The organism is Streptomyces sp. NPDC050147 (genome assembly GCF_040660195.1).
GTDB lineage: Bacteria > Actinomycetota > Actinomycetes > Streptomycetales > Streptomycetaceae > Streptomyces.
Genome location: NZ_JBFALJ010000018.1, coordinates 36,487 through 53,006, shown reverse-complemented (window position 1 = coordinate 53,006; position 16,520 = coordinate 36,487). Strand labels below are relative to the sequence as shown.

The 16,520-nt window shown below is 70.8% G+C and carries 16 protein-coding genes; 8 read left to right on the top strand and 8 right to left on the bottom strand.

Features of this window, described 5'->3' with window-relative positions:
• Positions 1 to 18: 18 nt before the first annotated feature.
• Together AB0I94_RS25870 and AB0I94_RS25865 are read left to right on the top strand one after the other, a co-directional pair.
• Positions 19 to 1,101: a Zn-dependent alcohol dehydrogenase gene (locus AB0I94_RS25870; protein WP_363312037.1), complete on the top strand. Its 1,083-nt coding sequence runs from the start codon at positions 19 to 21 to the stop codon at positions 1,099 to 1,101.
• 257 nt (positions 1,102 to 1,358) lie between these two features.
• A complete protein-coding gene (locus AB0I94_RS25865; protein WP_363312036.1) occupies positions 1,359 to 2,723 on the top strand; it encodes an MFS transporter in 1,365 nt (454 codons plus the stop codon).
• On the opposite strand, the gene AB0I94_RS25860 is transcribed toward AB0I94_RS25865, so the two are convergent.
• From AB0I94_RS25860 to AB0I94_RS25850, 3 genes are all read right to left on the bottom strand, one after another.
• On the bottom strand, positions 2,689 to 3,690 hold the full coding sequence (locus AB0I94_RS25860) for an urea transporter (protein WP_363312035.1): 1,002 nt from the start codon (positions 3,688 to 3,690) through the stop codon (positions 2,689 to 2,691). The two genes, AB0I94_RS25865 and AB0I94_RS25860, sit on opposite strands and share 35 nt — an antisense overlap.
• A gap of 159 nt (positions 3,691 to 3,849) precedes the next feature.
• Positions 3,850 to 4,554: a winged helix-turn-helix domain-containing protein gene (locus AB0I94_RS25855; protein WP_363312034.1), complete on the bottom strand. Its 705-nt coding sequence runs from the start codon at positions 4,552 to 4,554 to the stop codon at positions 3,850 to 3,852.
• A gap of 92 nt (positions 4,555 to 4,646) precedes the next feature.
• A complete protein-coding gene (locus AB0I94_RS25850) occupies positions 4,647 to 5,306 on the bottom strand; it encodes a TetR/AcrR family transcriptional regulator (RefSeq protein ID WP_363312033.1) in 660 nt (219 codons plus the stop codon).
• 133 nt (positions 5,307 to 5,439) lie between these two features.
• Here AB0I94_RS25850 and AB0I94_RS25845 point away from each other — a divergent pair, with 133 nt between their 5' ends.
• From AB0I94_RS25845 to AB0I94_RS25835, 3 genes are all read left to right on the top strand, one after another.
• Complete coding sequence (locus AB0I94_RS25845) at positions 5,440 to 6,591, top strand: acyl-CoA dehydrogenase family protein (RefSeq protein ID WP_363312032.1); 1,152 nt, start codon at positions 5,440 to 5,442, stop codon at positions 6,589 to 6,591.
• A 130-nt stretch (positions 6,592 to 6,721) separates the two neighbouring features.
• Positions 6,722 to 7,018: a YiaA/YiaB family inner membrane protein gene (locus AB0I94_RS25840; protein ID WP_363312031.1), complete on the top strand. Its 297-nt coding sequence runs from the start codon at positions 6,722 to 6,724 to the stop codon at positions 7,016 to 7,018.
• Between the two features lie 69 nt (positions 7,019 to 7,087).
• Positions 7,088 to 7,720, top strand: a complete 633-nt coding sequence (locus AB0I94_RS25835; protein WP_363312030.1) for a TetR/AcrR family transcriptional regulator — start codon at positions 7,088 to 7,090, stop codon at positions 7,718 to 7,720.
• A 12-nt stretch (positions 7,721 to 7,732) separates the two neighbouring features.
• Here AB0I94_RS25835 and AB0I94_RS25830 read toward each other — a convergent pair whose 3' ends face one another.
• Positions 7,733 to 8,197 (bottom strand): MaoC family dehydratase, encoded by a 465-nt coding sequence (locus AB0I94_RS25830; RefSeq protein ID WP_160504115.1) that lies wholly within the window; start codon positions 8,195 to 8,197, stop codon positions 7,733 to 7,735.
• 116 nt (positions 8,198 to 8,313) lie between these two features.
• On the opposite strand from AB0I94_RS25830, the gene soxR reads away from it, so the two are divergent.
• Positions 8,314 to 8,781, top strand: a complete 468-nt coding sequence (soxR, locus tag AB0I94_RS25825) for a redox-sensitive transcriptional activator SoxR (RefSeq protein ID WP_363312029.1) — start codon at positions 8,314 to 8,316, stop codon at positions 8,779 to 8,781.
• Positions 8,782 to 8,838: 57 nt separating this feature from the next.
• Here soxR and AB0I94_RS25820 read toward each other — a convergent pair whose 3' ends face one another.
• Entirely contained in the window at positions 8,839 to 9,564 is a 726-nt protein-coding gene (locus AB0I94_RS25820; RefSeq protein ID WP_363312028.1) for a 3-keto-5-aminohexanoate cleavage protein, read from the bottom strand.
• Between the two features lie 54 nt (positions 9,565 to 9,618).
• Here AB0I94_RS25820 and AB0I94_RS25815 point away from each other — a divergent pair, with 54 nt between their 5' ends.
• Positions 9,619 to 10,137, top strand: a complete 519-nt coding sequence (locus tag AB0I94_RS25815; RefSeq protein ID WP_363312026.1) for a hypothetical protein — start codon at positions 9,619 to 9,621, stop codon at positions 10,135 to 10,137.
• Between the two features lie 33 nt (positions 10,138 to 10,170).
• Here AB0I94_RS25815 and AB0I94_RS25810 read toward each other — a convergent pair whose 3' ends face one another.
• On the bottom strand, positions 10,171 to 10,779 hold the full coding sequence (locus AB0I94_RS25810) for a hypothetical protein (protein WP_363312025.1): 609 nt from the start codon (positions 10,777 to 10,779) through the stop codon (positions 10,171 to 10,173).
• Between the two features lie 249 nt (positions 10,780 to 11,028).
• Between AB0I94_RS25810 and AB0I94_RS25805 the strand changes: the two genes are divergently transcribed.
• Positions 11,029 to 13,851, top strand: a complete 2,823-nt coding sequence (locus tag AB0I94_RS25805) for a penicillin acylase family protein (RefSeq protein ID WP_363312024.1) — start codon at positions 11,029 to 11,031, stop codon at positions 13,849 to 13,851.
• Between the two features lie 12 nt (positions 13,852 to 13,863).
• On the opposite strand, the gene AB0I94_RS25800 is transcribed toward AB0I94_RS25805, so the two are convergent.
• Positions 13,864 to 15,144 carry a serine-threonine protein kinase gene (locus AB0I94_RS25800; RefSeq protein WP_363312023.1) on the bottom strand — a complete coding sequence of 427 codons (1,281 nt, stop codon included), beginning with the start codon at positions 15,142 to 15,144 and terminating at the stop codon, positions 13,864 to 13,866.
• Positions 15,145 to 15,193: 49 nt separating this feature from the next.
• Complete coding sequence (locus tag AB0I94_RS25795; RefSeq protein WP_363312143.1) at positions 15,194 to 16,447, bottom strand: MFS transporter; 1,254 nt, start codon at positions 16,445 to 16,447, stop codon at positions 15,194 to 15,196.
• Positions 16,448 to 16,520: the final 73 nt, after the last annotated feature.

Below are 16,520 nucleotides of genomic sequence, written 5' to 3'. Positions count from 1 at the left end.
TTCAAGGAGTACGTCACCGTGGTCCGCGCCGCTGTTCTGCCAGCCGTCGGTTCTCCCCTGGAGATCACCGAGATCGACCTGCCCGAGCCGGGCCCGGGCCAGGTGCGGGTGCGCCTCGCCGCCGCCGGGGTCTGCCACTCCGACCTGTCGCTGACCAACGGCACGATGCGGGTACCCGTGCCCGCCGTGCTCGGGCACGAGGGTGCGGGGACGGTCGTGTCCGTGGGCGAGGGAGTCACGCACGTCGCCCCCGGCGCAGGGGTGGTCCTCAACTGGGCGCCCTCCTGCGGCGGTTGTCACCCGTGCTCGCTCGGTGAGGTGTGGCTGTGCGTGAACGCGCTGGCCGGCGCGGCCGACGTGTACGCCCGCCGTGCCTCGGACGGCGCCGACCTCCACCCGGGCCTGAACGTCGCCGCGTTCGCCGAGGAGACGGTGGTCGCGGGCAACTGCGTGCTGCCGGCCCCGGACGGCATCCCGCTGACCGACGCGGCGCTCCTCGGCTGCGCCGTCCTGACCGGGTACGGCGCCGTGCACCACTCCGCGAAGGTCCGCGAGGGCGAGACGGTGGCGGTCTTCGGGGTCGGGGGAGTGGGCCTCGCGACGCTCCAGGCGGCGCGGATCGCCGGTGCCTCGCGGATCATCGCGGTCGATGTGTCCCCGGAGAAGGAGGAGTTGGCGCGGTCGGCCGGAGCGACGGAGTACGTCGTCGCCTCCGAGAAGACGGCCAAGGACATCCGCAAGCTCACCGGTGGCCAGGGCGTGGACGTGGCCGTGGAGTGCGTGGGCCGCGCGGTGACGATCCGTACGGCCTGGGAGTCCACGCGGCGCGGCGGGCGTACGACGGTGGTCGGCATCGGCGGCAAGGACCAGCAGGTCACCTTCAACGCCCTGGAGATCTTCCACTGGGGCAGGACCCTCGCCGGCTGCGTCTACGGCAACTCGGACCCCGCGGTGGATCTGCCGGTCCTGGCGGACCACATCCGCGCGGGGCGCTTCGACCTGAGCGGCCTGGTGACGGACCGGATCGCGCTGGACGGGATCCCCGCCGCCTTCGAGAACATGGTGGCGGGGAAGGGGGGCCGGGCGCTGGTGGTGTTCTAGTCCTCGGCCGCCGTCACATGCCAAAGGGGCTGGGAATCCAGCCCCTTTGGCATGTGAGGAGCGGGGGCCGGGTGCGGAGGCCCGGTCTGTTTCCCCGGGCGTCCGGGGAAACAGACCCGGCCTACCGGACACTGCCTGCTGCCCCGGGGCAAGAATCCGTGCGAACCGTTGACCACATACCCACTGGTCGGTACGGTCCCTGCAATCACACGCCCACCCCCTGTCCCGTCCCCGGACCCACCGGAGTGTGCACCCGCATGGATCCCGCACCGTCCGCCCCCACGGCGGCCCCCCAGCCCGAATCCGCTCAGCCCGCGAACCCGGCGGATCCCCACCGCCGCAAGGTCGCCACCGCTGCCGCCCTCGCATCGGCCGTCGAGTGGTACGACTACTTCGTCTTCGGCATCGCCGCGGCCCTCGTCCTCGGCGACCTGTACTTCCCCTCCGGCAGCTCGTCCGCCGGAGTGCTCGCCGCCTTCGCCACCTTCGCCGTCGGATTCCTCGCCCGCCCCATCGGCGGCATCATCGCGGGGCATCTCGGCGACAAGCGTGGCCGCAAGCCCATGCTGGTCCTCGCCCTGACCTTGATGGGCCTCTCCACCACGGGCATCGGTCTGCTCCCCACGTACGACACGGTCGGCATCGCCGCGCCGATCCTCCTCGTCACCCTCCGCGTGTTCCAGGGCATCGCCGTCGGCGCGCAGTGGGGCGGCGCGATGCTGATGGCCACCGAGTACGCCCCCGAGGGCAAGCGCGGCCTCTACGGCAGCCTGGTCCAGCTGGGCGTGCCCATCGGCGTGGTGACCGCCAACACGGTCTTCCTGATCGCCGGTGCCGTCACCAGCGAGAGCACCTTCGAGGCGTGGGGATGGAGGGTGCCCTTCATGGTCGGGCTCCTCGTCCTCGTCCTCGCCTGGTACATCCACACACGCGTGGAGGAGACCCCCGAATTCCGTGCGGCGGAGAAGGCCCTCGCGCAGAAGGAGAAGAGCCAGAAGGCCGCAGGCGGCGAAGGGGGCAACTCACCCCTGCGCACCATCCTCCGCCACCACCTCGGCACCGTCTTCCTGGCGGGCGGCTCGTTCGCGGTGAATACCGCGACCTTCTACATCATCATCACCGGCGTCCTCGACTACACCACTCGCGAACTCGACATGAAACGCAGCGCGGTCCTCACCGTCTCGCTCTGCGTCAGCCTCACCCAACTCGCCCTGATCCCGGCCTCCGCCGCGCTCTCCGACCGCATCGGGCGGCTGAAGATCTACGCTCTGGGCGCCGCGGGGCTCGCGGTCTGGGCCGTGCCGATGTTCCTGCTCATCGACACCGGTTCGTTGCTGTGGCTGGCCGTCGGCACCTTCGTCACGAGCTGTTTCCTCAGCATCATGTACGGGCCGCAGGCCGCGCTCTTCGCGGAGTTGTTCACCGCCGAGATGCGCTATACGGGAGCGTCGCTCGGCTACCAGATCGCGGCCGTGTTCGGCGGCGGGCTCGCGCCGTTCGTGATGGTGCTGCTCCTGGAGGTGACAGGCACCTCGATGGCCGTCTCCGCATACATCATCGGCCTCGCCGTGATCGCCCTGATCTCCATCAAGGTGCTTGCGGGGCAGGCGAGTTCCCGCTGACGGCCGGGGTCGCGACCGGCTCCGGCGCCGTTTTGACCGACGGTGCCGGAGCCGTCGTACGCAGCCGTGCGAAGGACTTGGCCGCCGCCAGGAACGCGAGCGTCGTCAGCACGAACGGCCAGGTGAACGGGTGCCCGCCGGACGGTGCGAGGAGCGCCGACATGGCGGAGCCGACGGCGGTCGCCGTGGCGGCGCCCACCGTCGCGTACGCGAGTGTCGCACCGCGCGCGGGAAGGAAGACGCCGCACAGGGCAAGCGCGACGAGCACCGAGTTGTATCCCATCGTGCCGTCCGCGATCTGCGCGGCCGGCGCTCCGAGCGCCCACCCCGAACCGATCCCGACCGCGCTGCCGAGGCACGCCACGGCCCCCGCGCGGCGGCTCGCCACGAAGAGGCCGACGAGCAGAATCACCCCGACGTACCACTGCGGCATGAAGAAGATCTGGGCGAAGCCCGCGAAGAACCCCCGGGCCACGTCGTCGAGTTGGAGCGCGGTCGGGCCGGTCGCCGCGCGCGTTGGCGCGGCCAGGGCGCCCCCGTGGTGCCAGACGCGCTCGAAGCCGGGCGCCGCGATCGTCGTCACGCTCGCGAGCAGGCAGTACGGGAGTGTGAGCGAGGGCAGCTCCCAGACGGCGAGGAGATTGACGGCCGCCGCCGTCACCACCGTGACCACCACACAGCCCGCGAGGGCGAGCGCGGCCGTGGACAGATGGCCGGCCCCGAGGAACACCGCGAAACACAGCGCGGTCAGGCAGGCGTTGAAGCCTTCGAGCCCGGTCGAGACGCGGTCGCCGTCCGCCCCGAGAAGCCGCGCGGTTGCCGTGCCGACGGCCGTGCCCGCCAGGCCGTAGAGGCCGTACTGCCAACCCGCGGCGAAGAGCGCCACGCAGAAGACGGCGCCCGCCGCCGCGCTGGGCAGGAAGGTGACCTGCGCCTGGCCACGCAGGACGTGAGCGGCGAAGCGCAAGGCCCTGGCCGGCGGCCCTGCGGTCGGTCCTGCGCTGGGTCCTGCGGTCGGCCCCGCGGTTCCAAAAGGCAGGCCCTTGGCATCCGTTGAGTGCCGCACGGCTCACTCCCGTGTTACGTCCATGTTTCCCCCGACAAGGCAGATGCACCTTACATCTACCTAACGGGGTGCCGCGACACCGAGGTGTGTCTCCAGTGCGCGGGATCCGGCCGGTGTCACCTTGACCGCCCGCTCCGAACCGATCCGCACGCACCAGCCGGCGTCCAGCGCGTGGCGGCACAGCGCCGCGCCCGCGACCCCGGCCAGGTGCGGCCTGCGTTCGGTCCAGTCGACGCAGGCACGGGCCAGCGGGCGTCGGCCGGTGCGCTCCAGGCCGATGCCCAACTCCCCGAACCAGTCGATCCCCTGGTCGGTCAGGGCGAAGCCCGCGTCCTGCCGCAACAGGCCGCGCTCCGTCATCGCCCGGGTGATGGTGACCCCCAAGTGGCCCGCCAGGTGGTCGTAACAGGTGCGCCCACGCGCCATCGCCTCGCTCGCGCTGGACTCCCGCAACGTGCGCGGCGGCCGTACCGTGGCCCCGCCCGGCCGCACGTACGCGGTCAGGTCCTCGATCAGCTGTGCCGCACGCGCGTCGGTGATGCGGACGTAGCGGTGCCGCCCCTGCCGTTCCTCGGCCAGCAGCCCGCCCGCGACGAGCTTGCCCAGATGTTCGCTCAGCGTGGACGCGGCGACCCCCGCGTGCCGGGCCAGCTCACCCGCGGTCCAGGCCCGGCCGTCGAGCAGGGCGAGCAGGCAGGCGGCGCGTGTCTCGTCGGCGATGAGCCCGGCGAGCGCGGCGAGACGAGGGGTCGCGGGGTCCGTCATGGTTCAAGGATGCGCTGCCGACCGTTCGGTCCGCGCCGAACGGTCACCCTGTGGCGCCACCCCGGGTGCCGCCTGAGGCGTTCCCCGAGGAGTCACCCAGTGGGCGCCGCCACCTGGGCGTACTGGAGCGCGAGCCCGTCGAGCAGTGCCCGCAGGCCCGCCTCGAAGGCGCGCTCGTCGATCTCCTGCTGGCGCTCGGCCAGGAGGTGGGCCTGGCCCAGGTGCGGATAGTCGGCCGGGTCGTACGCGGTCGCGTCGTCCACGAAGCCACCGGCGAAGGAGCCGAGCGCCGAACCCATGATGAAGTACCGCATCAGCGCGCCGATCGACGTGGCCTGCGCGGCGGGCCACCCCGCGTCGACCATCGCCCCGAACACCGCGTCCGCCAGCCGCAGTCCGGCCGGGCGGCGGCCGGGGCCGCTCGCGAGCACCGGAACGATGTTGGGGTGCAGGGTGAGCGCCGCTCGGTACGAGACGGCCCAGTCGTGCAGTGCCGTCCGCCAGTCGCGTTCGTCGGCGGCCTCGAACATCGACAGGTCGACCCGCGCGCTCACCGAGTCCGCGACCGCCTCCAGGATCTCGTCCTTCGTGCGGAAGTGGTTGTAGAGCGAAGGCCCGCTGACCCCGAGCTCGGCGGCGAGGCGGCGCGTCGATACGGCGGCGAGGCCCTCGGCGTCCACGAGCGCGCGCGCCGTCTCGACGATGCGTTCTCTGCTGAGGAGGGGCTTGCGCGGTCGGGCCATGCGGCACATAGTAGGGCTGCCGCAAGAAACTAGCAGTGCTAATTTAAATCCGGGCCAGGGCATGAGCCCGAGCCAGGACCGGGGCACGAACCCGAGCCGAGGCCGCCCGAGCCGAAGAGTCGACCCGAAGAGGTGCCACGCGATGAATCTGGAGCTCAGCGAGGAGCAGTCCGCCGTCCGGCAGTTGGCGAAGGACTTCGTGGCCCGCGAGATCGCGCCCCATGTCATCGAGTGGGACCGCGCCGAGAGCGTGGACCGGTCCCTCGTGAAGAAGCTCGGCGAGGTCGGCTTCCTCGGGCTCACCGTCGACGAGGAGTACGGCGGCTCGGGCGGCGACCACCTCGCCTACTGCCTGGTGACCGAGGAGCTGGGGCGGGGCGACTCGTCCGTGCGCGGCATCGTGTCGGTCTCGCTGGGGCTCGTGGCCAAGACCATCGCGTACTGGGGGAGCGAGGAGCAGAAGCGGCAGTGGCTGCCGGGGCTTACCTCCGGCGAGTACGTCGGCTGCTTCGGGCTCACCGAGCCCGGCACCGGGTCCGACGCGGGAAACCTCTCGACGAAGGCCGTGCGCGACGGCGGCGACTACGTCGTCAACGGCTCCAAGACGTTCATCACGAACGGCACCTGGGCCGATGTCGTGCTGCTCTTCGCGCGGACGAACGACGCTCCCGGGCACAAGGGCGTCTCTGCCTTCCTCGTGCCGACCGACACCCCCGGCCTGAGCCGCCGCACGATCCACGGCAAGCTCGGCCTGCGCGGCCAGGCCACCGCCGAGCTGGTCCTTGAGGACGTCCGCGTCCCCGCGTCGGCCATGATGGCGCCCGAGGGCAAGGGCTTCTCGGTGGCCATGTCGGCGCTCGCCAAGGGGCGGATGTCGGTCGCCGCCGGGTGCGTGGGCATCGCCCAGGCCGCCCTGGACGCGGCCGTGATGTACGCGACCGAGCGCGAGCAGTTCGGCAAGGCCATCGCGGGGCACCAGCTGGTGCAGGAGCTGATCAGCGACATCGCGGTGGACGTGGACGCCGCACGGCTGCTGACCTGGCGGGTCGCCGACCTCATCGACCGCGGGCAGCCCTTCACCACGGAGTCGTCCAAGGCCAAGCTGTTCGCCTCCGAGGCCGCGGTGCGCGCCGCCAACAACGCGCTGCAGGTCTTCGGCGGCTACGGCTACATCGACGAGTACCCCGCGGGCAAGCTGCTGCGCGACGCGCGCGTGATGACCCTCTACGAGGGCACGAGCCAGATCCAGAAGCTGGTCATCGGGCGTGCGCTGACCGGGATCTCGGCGTTCTGAGCGGAGTACGCGGGCTGATTACGGGGGCCGACCACCCGAGCCGAGTACGCGAGCCGACCGCCCCAGCTGAGTACGGGAGCTGAGTACGCGAGCGGATGTGCCGCGACCGCTCCCGGGCGAGGCTCTGACCATGAGTGAGACACCGGCACCGGTCAAGCAGCAGAACTCCACCGCCTACTACGGTCAGGCGATCGCGTCGTTCGCCGTGGCCATCAGCGCGACGGCGATCGGCATCTACAGCCTCGACGTCAGCGGCTGGATCCGCGCCTTCCTCGCCGTCTCCGTCCTGTACCTGACGACCTCCGCGTTCACCCTCGCCAAGGTGATCAGGGACCGGCAGGAGGCGGACCAGCTCGTCAGCCGCGTCGACCAGGCCCGTCTGGAGAAGATTCTCGCCGAACACGACCCGTTCAAGCCGGTGGCCTGACCGGCCTCCTAAGCGCTTGCTCACCGTCAGGGGTATGGTGTCCCTCCCGACCGGCGGAAGGAGTGGGCGATGAGCACGGCGGAGAAGACCGAGGGCGATGACCTGCCATGGGGCGAGGTCACGCCTGATGCGGCGCGGCGGCTGCTGATCGCCGCCGTCGAGGCCTTCGCCGAGCGTGGGTACCACGCGACGACGACCCGGGACATCGCGGGCCGCGCCGGCATGAGCCCGGCGGCGCTCTACATCCACTATAAGACCAAGGAAGAGCTGCTCCACCGCATCAGCCGGATCGGCCACGACAAGGCGCTGCGGCTCCTGCGCACCGCGGCCGACGGTCCGGGCACCGCGGCGGAGCGGCTCGACGACGCCGTACGGTCCTTCGTGCGCTGGCACGCCGACCACCACACCACCGCCCGCGTGGTCCAGTACGAGCTGGACGCGCTCGGCGACGAGCACCGCACGGAGATCGTCGCGCTGCGCCGCCAGTCGGACGCCGCCGTGCGGGACATGATCAACGACGGGGTGCGGGACGGGGAGTTCGACGTCGAGGACGTGCCGGGCACCACGCTGGCCGTGCTCTCGCTCTGCATCGACGTGGCCCGCTGGTTCAACGTCGCGGGCACCCGGACGCCTGACGAGGTCGGCGCGCTCTACGCCGACCTCGTGCTGCGGATGGTAGGGGCCCGGCAGGCGGCCTCGTGACCCCGGCCCGCCTCAGAAGTAGTAGCGGGACACCGACTCCGCGACACAGGCGGGCTTCTCGGCGCCCTCGCGCTCGACGGTGACCACGGCCGTGACCTGTACGCCGCCGTCCTTGGTCTGCTCGACCTCCTTGAGCACGGCGGTCGCCCGCACCCGGGAGCCCGAGGGCACCGGCGAGGGGAAGCGGACCTTGTTGGTGCCGTAGTTGACACCCATCTTCATGCCTTCGACCCGCATGACCTGCGGCACCAGGCTCGGCAGCAGCGACAGCGTCAGATAGCCGTGCGCGATGGTCGTCTTGAAGGGGCCCTGGGCCGCCTTCTCGGCGTCCACGTGGATCCACTGGTGGTCGCCCGTGGCGTCGGCGAACAGGTCGATCCGCTTCTGGTCGACCTCCAGCCACTCGCTGTGCCCGAGCTGCTCGCCGACTCCGGCACGCAGGTCGTCGGCCGACGCGAAGATCCTCGGCTCTGCCATGTCCCTGGCCTCCTCAAAGTATTCGAACTAAGCGCTTGCTCAGCATGCTGTGTGTGCCGACGTGTGTCAACGGACCGGTCGTCGCGGCCGGCGGATCTGCCATTAGGGTTGGAGGGGTGCCCCAGATCCCAGAGAAGATCCACGAGCTCACGGTCGGCCAGCTCTCGGCCCGCAGCGGCGCGGCCGTGTCCGCCCTGCACTTCTACGAGACCAAGGGCTTGATCACCAGCCGCCGCACCTCGGGCAACCAGCGCCGCTACCACCGTGACGCGCTGCGCCGCGTCGCCTTCGTGCGCGCCGCCCAGCGGGTGGGCATCCCGCTCGCCACGATCCGCGAGGCGCTCGACTCGCTCCCCGAGGAGCGCACCCCGACCCGCGAGGACTGGGCACGCCTCTCGGAGGCCTGGCGCTCCGAACTGGACGAGCGGATCAAGCAGTTGGGGCGCCTGCGCGATCACCTCACCGACTGCATCGGCTGTGGCTGTCTCTCCCTGGAGAACTGCGTGCTCTCCAACCCCGACGACGTCTTCGGCGAACGCCTCACCGGCTCCCGGCTGTTGGTGGAGGGCCGGGCCAAGTCGTGACCGTGAGCCGGTCGCCCGGGTCCAGCTCCTCGCCCTGCCCCACGACGAGCGGTGCGCTCACCCCTCCTGGGACGGCGTGCTGAGCAGGGACAGCGCCGCCGACACCAACTGAGCGTTCGACGAAGCCGGCTCCCCGTCCGGCAGGGTCAGCGTGTCCTCGAGGCCGACGCGGGTCGCAAGACCCAGGCGGCCCGCGAGCCGCAGCACGGGCCACGTGCCGCCCTCCTCGCCGTGCAGCAGGACCGGGCGGCCGTGCGCCGGGCCGATCGCGGAGAGCAGGGCGCGGGCCGAGTCGCGGGCCGTGCCGGGGTCGGGGTCCGTCACCTCCGCGAGGACCCGCAGGACGCGCGGGCCGAGCGCCGACGCCGCGAAGCGTTCCGTGCCGTCCGTGCCGGACCAGATGCCCGCCTCCACGCCCACACCCCGCTCCAGGAGCGCCGCGGCCACCGCTTCCGCCCCCGGCTCATGCCAGTTCACCGACGCGTGGTCGGGCAGTACGGTCCACGCGCGGATGTGCGCCACCCGCTCCTCGGGGTCCGGGACGGCCCAGGCGCCCGTGGTCACCCCCACCGGGACGGAGGACACGGAGCGGACCGCCGCCAGCACGGCCGCAACCGCACGTGGCGTCAATGTGTCTTGCCCACAAGGGGACTTGGGGTGTACATGAACATCCCGAGCACCGGCCGCGACGGCTTCCAGCACGGACGCGGCCATCGCCCCGGGCGACAACGGGATCAACGCACCATCGCCCGCGCCGCGGGCACCGTTCAGACATACCTGCATCGCCACAGGACAGCACAGACGACGACGCACAGACGACACACAGGGGGAAGTCCGATGGGAACAGCCATCTGCTCGTTGCTGTGGAGCGCCGCGCGTTCGGGGCGCCAGAAGATCAGATATGACAGCGACGGCTACCACCTCGTGCGGTTTCCGTACGCGGGCACCGAGGAGTCGTACGACCCGTGGCACATGCACGACCCCGGCAAGGGCGACACCAGCCCGTCAGGCTTCCCGGACGCCCGCTCCGGGCTCATCTGGCCGAGCCACCACGGCTGGGGCACCCTGTCGGCGATGATCTTCTGGGAGCCGGACGACCGGCCCACCGAGTACCGCGCGCGCTATGTGCGCGACCCGCTCGGCGTCTCGACCGGGTACGACTCGACGGCCACCACCGACTGGGTCCCGAGCAGGGGCGGGCAGTACCGGACGCACATGTGGCAGATGTTCGTCCACCCGCAGACACCGGTCGGCCTGAAGATATCGGCGCGCGGCCCCGGCGACGTGAAGATCGCCGCACCGCTCATGTTCGCCGAGTTCAAGCTGGCCATACAGACGGACGTGGCGACGCCCTAGCCGCCGTACGCCCCCGGACGCCCCGGCCGGACGTCATGCCGAGACCAGCGGCCGTGCCCGCCGTGCCCGCGCCCTCGCCATCGCGGCGGGCGTGAGCACCGGGGCCGGCACGACGATCCCGCAGCCCGTGCAGACGGCGCCCGCGGAGGGCTCGTGCGCCAGGCCGTGGGTCCAGACGAGGTCGGTCCGGTCGCATACCGGGCAGACCGTGCCCGGCTCCCGTTCCAGCGCCGCGATCAGCCGCCGCAGCACCTCGGCGAGCGGCATCGAGGGGTGGATGCCGGGGTCTTCGCACCAGGCGACCCCGAACCCGCCCCAGGTGCACCGGTGCCAGTCGTCCACGCTGCCGGGCCGGCGAAGCCCGTCGTGCTTCTCCTTGCGTCGGCGCTCCGCGAAGCACCGCTCGTAGGAGAGCCAGACCGCACGCGCCGCTTCCAGTTCGTCGAGCGCGGCGACGAGCCGCGCCGGGTCGGGCGAGCGGTCCTCGGGCCCGAAGCCCGCCCGGGAGCACAGATGGTCCCAGGTCGCCCGGTGGCCGTAAGGGGCGAACCTCTCCAGGCACTTGCGCAGTGAATACCGCCGCAGTGCCAAATCACTCAGCGGATCGCGCACCTGTCTCGCGAGACTCCGGAATCCGGCCATCGCCCTGCACCTCCGTCGCTCGTTCTCGGACGTTGCCGAGTAGACGTATCGACACACGATTCGGCTCCCTCATCTCCCATCCGATTTCGGATGGATGCCATCAGACCCGCGGCAAAGGGCCGTGAGCAGTGACGATGTGGGGATTCTGGAAAGGCGACGCATGTTCATCTTCCGGGTTCGGCAACCCGCCAGTAACCTCCGCCCCAACTCCCTCCCACAGGAGCACAAGCGGAGCCCAGAGGAGCACACATGCCACGACGCACCGTCCGGCTCAGAACCCTCACCGCCACCGCGGCGCTCGCCCTCGCCGCCTCCCTCCTCGTGCCACAGCCGGGGGCGGCGGCCGACGAGCCCCCACCGGCCACGGACTACTGCGAGGGACAGTGCGCGGACGTGCTGCCTCCCGGCGCGAACGGCAACGCCACGCTCGCCGAGATACTCGCCCACCGCGTCCTCGGCACCCAGCCCAAGCACGCGAACGACCAGCTGGGCCCCTACGACGCACTCTCCTCCGGCTGCCCCTCCCTCACCGACGACAAGCTGACGGAGTTCTTCAACGACGCGTCCTTCGGCGTCCCGGGCGGTCAGGTCGCCTCCGTCACCAAGCCGCGCGACGACGTGACGATCACCCGGGACAAGAAGTACGGCATCCCGCACATCAAGGGCAGCACGCGCTACGGCACCGAGTTCGGCGCGGGCTTCGCGGCCGGGCAGGACCGGCTCTGGCTGATCGACCTGTTCCGGCACATCGGCCGCGGCGAACTGACCTCGTTCGCGGGCGGCGCGCTCGCCAACCAGGGCCTGGAGCAGCAGTTCTGGCCGCAGGCCCCGTACACGGAGAAGGACCTGGAGAAGCAGGTCGAGTACATCAAGTCGACGCGGGGCGAGCGCGGCAAGCAGGCCATGGAGGACGCCCAGGCCTACATCGACGGCCTCAACGCCTACCGCGTGAAGTCGAAGAACGGCCGCTACTTCCCCGGGGAGTACGTCCTCACCGGAAAGATCGACGCGATCACCAACATCGGCGAGATCGAGCCCTTCAAGATCACCGACATGATCGCGCTCGCCTCCGTCGTCGGCGGTCTCTTCGGCAACGGCGGCGGCGGAGAGGTCGACGCGGCCCTCTCCCTCCTCAAGTCCCAGGAGAAGTACGGCGTCGAGAAGGGCACGAAGGTCTGGGAGTCCTTCCGCGCCCGCAACGACCCCGAGGCCGTCCAGACCATCCACGACGGCACGAGTTTCCCGTACGCGGGCAAGCCCAAGGACGCGCGCGGCACCGCGATGCCCGACGCCGGTTCGGTCGAGCGCGAACCGCTCGTGTACGACAGGGAGGGAGGCGCCACGTCCGCGTCCACCGCTCCCAAGGACCCGGTGAAGGCGCCGAAGAAGCTCAAACCGCTCCAGGGGATGTACGACGACGGGGTACTGCCCGCCGACCTGTTCCGACAGGACGGTCACAAGAAGGGCATGTCGAACGCCCTGCTCGTCTCGGGCAAGCACACCGCGAGCGGAAACCCGGTCGCCGTCTTCGGCCCGCAGACCGGCTACTTCGCCCCCCAGCTCCTCATGCAGCAGGAACTCCAGGGCCCCGGCATCAGCGCGCGCGGCGTCTCCTTCGCGGGTGTCGGCATGTACGTCCAGCTGGGGCGGGGCCAGGACTACGCGTGGTCGGCCACCTCCGCCGGGCAGGACATCACGGACACGTACGCCGTCGAGCTCTGCGAACCGGGCGGTGGCGCGCCCACGAAGCGCTCCACCCACTATCTCCACCACGGCACCTGCACCCCCATGGAGAAGCTGGAGCGCAAGAACGCCTGGAAGCCGACCCTCGCCGACTCCACGGCCGCCGGCTCCTACCGCATGCAGGTGTTCCGCACGAAGTACGGCGTCGTGACCCACCGCGCGAGCGTGGAGGGCAAGCCCGTCGCCTACGTCTCGCTGCGCTCCACCTACCGCCACGAGGCCGACTCGATCATCGGCTTCCAGATGCTCAACGACCCGACGTACGTCAAGGACGCCGCGACCTTCGAGAAGGCCGCCGAGAACATCAGCTACGCCTTCAACTGGTTCTACGCCGACTCGCGCGACACCGCCTACTACAACAGCGGCGCCAACCCGCAGCGCGCGAAGGACATCGACCCCGCCCTGCCCGTCAAGGCCCAACCGGCCTACGAATGGCGGGACTTCGACCCGGAGAACAACACATCGGCGCTGACCCCGTCGGCCGAGCACCCGCAATCCGTCAATCAGGACTACTACATCTCCTGGAACAACAAGCAGGCCAAGGACTTCAGTACGGCGGGCTTCGGCGTCAGCGCCGTGCACCGCGGTGATCTGCTCGACGGACGGGTCAAGAAGCTCACCGAGGAGGGCGGCGTCACGCGTGCCGCGCTGACCCAGGCCATGTCCGAGGCGGCCGTCACCGACCTGCGCGGCGAGCAGGTACTGCCCGAGCTGCTCGAGGTGGTGCGGAGCAAGCCCGTCACCGACCCGCAGCAGGCCGAGGCGGTCCAGCAGTTGGAGGCGTGGCGCAAGGCCGGGTCGCAGCGCAATCAGACGGCGGCGGGCTCCAAGGCGTACGCCCACCCCGACGCCGTACGCATCATGGACGCCTGGTGGCCTCTGCTCATCGAGGCGGAGTTCAAGCCGGGCATGGGCAAGGAGCTGTACGAGGCGCTGACGGCGCAGCTGAGCACCGACGAGTCACCATCGGCGGGGCACGGCCCGACCGGGGCGCACGCCGGGTCGGCCTTCCAGTACGGCTGGTGGGGCTATGCGGACAAGGACCTGCGGGCGGTGCTCGGGCAGCCCGTGGAGGGCAAGCTGGGTGACGCTTACTGCGGGGAGGGGAAGCTGGACGCCTGTCGTGACGTGCTTCTGGCCACTCTGACCAAGGCCGTCGCGAAGCCCGCCTCCGAGGTCTATCCCGGTGACGAAAGCTGCAAGCCGGGCGAGCAGTGGTGTGCGGACTCGATCATCCACCGGGCGCTCGGCGGGATCACGCACGGGCCGGTCCAGTGGCAGAACCGGCCCACCTACCAGCAGGTCGTCGAGTTCCCCCGGCACCGCTGAGCGACGAGGGAGTCAAGCCGACGGAATCCGCCCTGCGGCGAACACGACACGCGCCAGCTCCTCGTGGCAGATGTCGCTGTGCGCGCCGGAGGGCGGACCGCCGCGCCGCACCACCGACGAAGCGTCCACGCTCACGCACCCCGTGGCGGGGATCGCCCGGCCCAGCTTGACGCGCTTGGCGCCGTCCACCGCCCGGATGCCGTCATACCCGATGGCGCCCCAGCGCTCCCAGAGACCGAGGAAGGTCGAGGAGTCGCCGGCGATCTTCGACGCCAGGGGGTACATCTTGCCCAGGGCGTCGTCGTGCCGTGAGTAGCAGGACACCAGCGGGCCGTCGATCCGCCGCTGCACGCCGTTGAGCGCGCCGCTGCGGGAGGGAGCGTGCGGCAGGCGCTTGGAGAACGCGTAGTGCGAGAACGCCCCTTGGAGCAGCGTCGTGGACTTCACGCTGCGCACCGGCGCGGGCATCCCGCGCAGGGTGTACGACACGAGCCGCGCGCCGAAGCTGTGCCCGATGAGATGGACCCGCAACTCCGGTGCCTCCCGGGCGAGCAGCCCGATGGCGGGGCCGAGCCCGAGCTGGCCCACGGAGCCCGCCCGGCGTTTCATGGCGTAGTAGCTGGCCTGGCGCAGCAGCTCGTGCGCCCCGTTCCAGAGCCGTTTGCGCAGGCTGCCGAAGAGCTCCTGCTGACCGGTGCCCTCCATCGCCGCGGCGAACACCTGGCACACCTCGACCGCGTCGTCGGTCAGCATCGCGGGCAGGCCCGTCCAGGTGTCGTTGGCGAAGCGCCAGGCGGCGCTGTTCTGGTGCACGGCGACCAGGTTGCGTACGAGGCGGCTGTACTCGTAAAAGCGCGAGGGCACCTCGGAGCGTTCCGCCAACAGCGCTTCGATCCTGGCCAGTTCATCGCCACGGTCGGGGAACTGGCGCGCGAGCAGCAGCCTGGTCGGCTCGTCGAGCAGGGGGCCCGCGCCCGGTGCCGGGCCCGGCCCGGTGGCCGTGACCGAGGGCTCGAAGTCCGGTATCCGTTCGTCGGGGAAGCGGATGGCGGGCCAGAGCACGCCCACGTACCCCAGGCGTACGCGCGCTCCCGCGAGGTCCTGGCACGGTGCGAAGAACCGTCGGTAGAGGTCGGTGGCCATGTCTTGGTCGTTGTTCCAGCCGTGCGCGAGGACGAGGAGATCGGTGACGCGCTCGTCGGCCACCTGGGCGAGAAGATGGTCGCGTTGCGTGGTGTCGACATCCCCGTCGGCGTCGAAGGTCAATTCCCAGTAGGGCTCCACGCGAACCATCGTCCTGCGGCCCCGGTGTACTGACCAGATGTCCCGCAGCACGCTTTGGTCAGCTCAGTTCGCGCTCCCGCGTCTCCGGCAGCGCGAGAACGCACACCAGGGACACGACGGCCATCGCGCTCACGTACCAGCCCACCGACGAGGAACCGAACGCGGACTGCAGCCGGGTCGCCACCAGAGGGGAGACCGCGCCGCCCAGCACACCGCCCAGGTTGTAGGCGAGCGAGGCACCCGAGTAGCGCACCTTCGTGCCGAACAGCTCCGGCAGGTACGCACCCATCGGCCCGTAGACGACACCCATGCAGAACAGCGCGCCGCCGAGCGCCAGCGCCATGAGCACCGGCTGCTCGGTGTCCAGGAGCGGGAAGAGCACCAGACCCCACACCACCGCGAGCCCGGCGCCCACGAGGACCAGCTTGCGGCGGCCCGCGCCGTCGGAGCGTGTCGCGGCGAGCCATGTACCGGCCGCGAGGAAGAGGCAGGCGACCAGCGAGAGTCCCAGCATGGTGTTGCGGGAGACGCCCAGGGTGCCGGTGGAGTAGGCGAGACAGTAGGTCGTCGCCGTGTAGAAGAGGCCGTACGCGACGATCATCCCGCCCGCGCCGAGCAGCAGCTCACGCGGATGGTGCCGCAGCACGTCGAGCGTGGGCACCTTGCTGGCCTCCTGCGCGTCCATGACCTTCGCGAAGACGGGCGTCTCGCTGATCCGCAGACGCACGAAGAGTCCGACGCCGACCAGGAGGAAGGAGAGCAGGAACGGCACGCGCCAGCCCCAGGAGCGGAACGCGTCGTCGGAGAGGACGGCGGAGAGCAGCCAGAAGACACCGGTCGCCGCGAAGAACCCGACGGACGGGCCGAGTTGCGGGAAGGCGGCGTACAGGCCGCGCTTCTTCTTCGGCGCGTGCTCCACGGCGAGCAGCGCGGCCCCGCCCCACTCGCCGCCGAGCCCGATGCCCTGGAGGAAGCGCAGCAGGATCAGCAGGACCGGCGCCCAGATGCCCCACGTGCCGTATCCGGGCAGGAGCCCGACGAGCGCCGTCGACAGACCCATGAGCAGCAGCGAGGCCACGAGCACCGACTTGCGGCCGATCCGGTCACCGAAGTGCCCGAAGACCACCGACCCGATGGGCCGCGCCGCGAACGCCACCGCGTAGGTGGAGAAGGAGGCGAGCGTCGCGTTGACCGGGTCGAGGGTCGGGAAGAACGCCTCGTTCAGGACGAGCGCGGCCGCCGTGCCGTAGATGTAGAAGTCGTAGAACTCGATGGCCGTTCCGATGAACGAGGCCACGGCCACCCGGCGCATGCTCTCGGGGCTCGCGTCCGGCTGAGGTCCGGCGTCCGGCTGGGTCTTCTCGGGTGAGATTTCGCTTGAGATT

What these genes read in the sequence shown, in the direction of transcription:
- AB0I94_RS25865 (WP_363312036.1), top strand. Translation starts at nt 1,359, where the DNA reads ATGGATCCCGCACCGTCCGCCCCCACGGCGGCCCCCCAGCCCGAATCC.
- AB0I94_RS25855 (WP_363312034.1), bottom strand. Translation starts at nt 4,554, where the DNA reads ATGACGGACCCCGCGACCCCTCGTCTCGCCGCGCTCGCCGGGCTCATC.
- AB0I94_RS25850 (WP_363312033.1), bottom strand. Translation starts at nt 5,306, where the DNA reads ATGTGCCGCATGGCCCGACCGCGCAAGCCCCTCCTCAGCAGAGAACGC.
- AB0I94_RS25845 (WP_363312032.1), top strand. Translation starts at nt 5,440, where the DNA reads ATGAATCTGGAGCTCAGCGAGGAGCAGTCCGCCGTCCGGCAGTTGGCG.
- AB0I94_RS25840 (WP_363312031.1), top strand. Translation starts at nt 6,722, where the DNA reads ATGAGTGAGACACCGGCACCGGTCAAGCAGCAGAACTCCACCGCCTAC.
- AB0I94_RS25835 (WP_363312030.1), top strand. Translation starts at nt 7,088, where the DNA reads ATGAGCACGGCGGAGAAGACCGAGGGCGATGACCTGCCATGGGGCGAG.
- AB0I94_RS25830 (WP_160504115.1), bottom strand. Translation starts at nt 8,197, where the DNA reads ATGGCAGAGCCGAGGATCTTCGCGTCGGCCGACGACCTGCGTGCCGGA.
- AB0I94_RS25820 (WP_363312028.1), bottom strand. Translation starts at nt 9,564, where the DNA reads ATGCAGGTATGTCTGAACGGTGCCCGCGGCGCGGGCGATGGTGCGTTG.
- AB0I94_RS25815 (WP_363312026.1), top strand. Translation starts at nt 9,619, where the DNA reads ATGGGAACAGCCATCTGCTCGTTGCTGTGGAGCGCCGCGCGTTCGGGG.
- AB0I94_RS25810 (WP_363312025.1), bottom strand. Translation starts at nt 10,779, where the DNA reads ATGGCCGGATTCCGGAGTCTCGCGAGACAGGTGCGCGATCCGCTGAGT.
- AB0I94_RS25805 (WP_363312024.1), top strand. Translation starts at nt 11,029, where the DNA reads ATGCCACGACGCACCGTCCGGCTCAGAACCCTCACCGCCACCGCGGCG.
- AB0I94_RS25800 (WP_363312023.1), bottom strand. Translation starts at nt 15,144, where the DNA reads ATGGTTCGCGTGGAGCCCTACTGGGAATTGACCTTCGACGCCGACGGG.
- AB0I94_RS25795 (WP_363312143.1), bottom strand. Translation starts at nt 16,447, where the DNA reads ATGCGCCGGGTGGCCGTGGCCTCGTTCATCGGAACGGCCATCGAGTTC.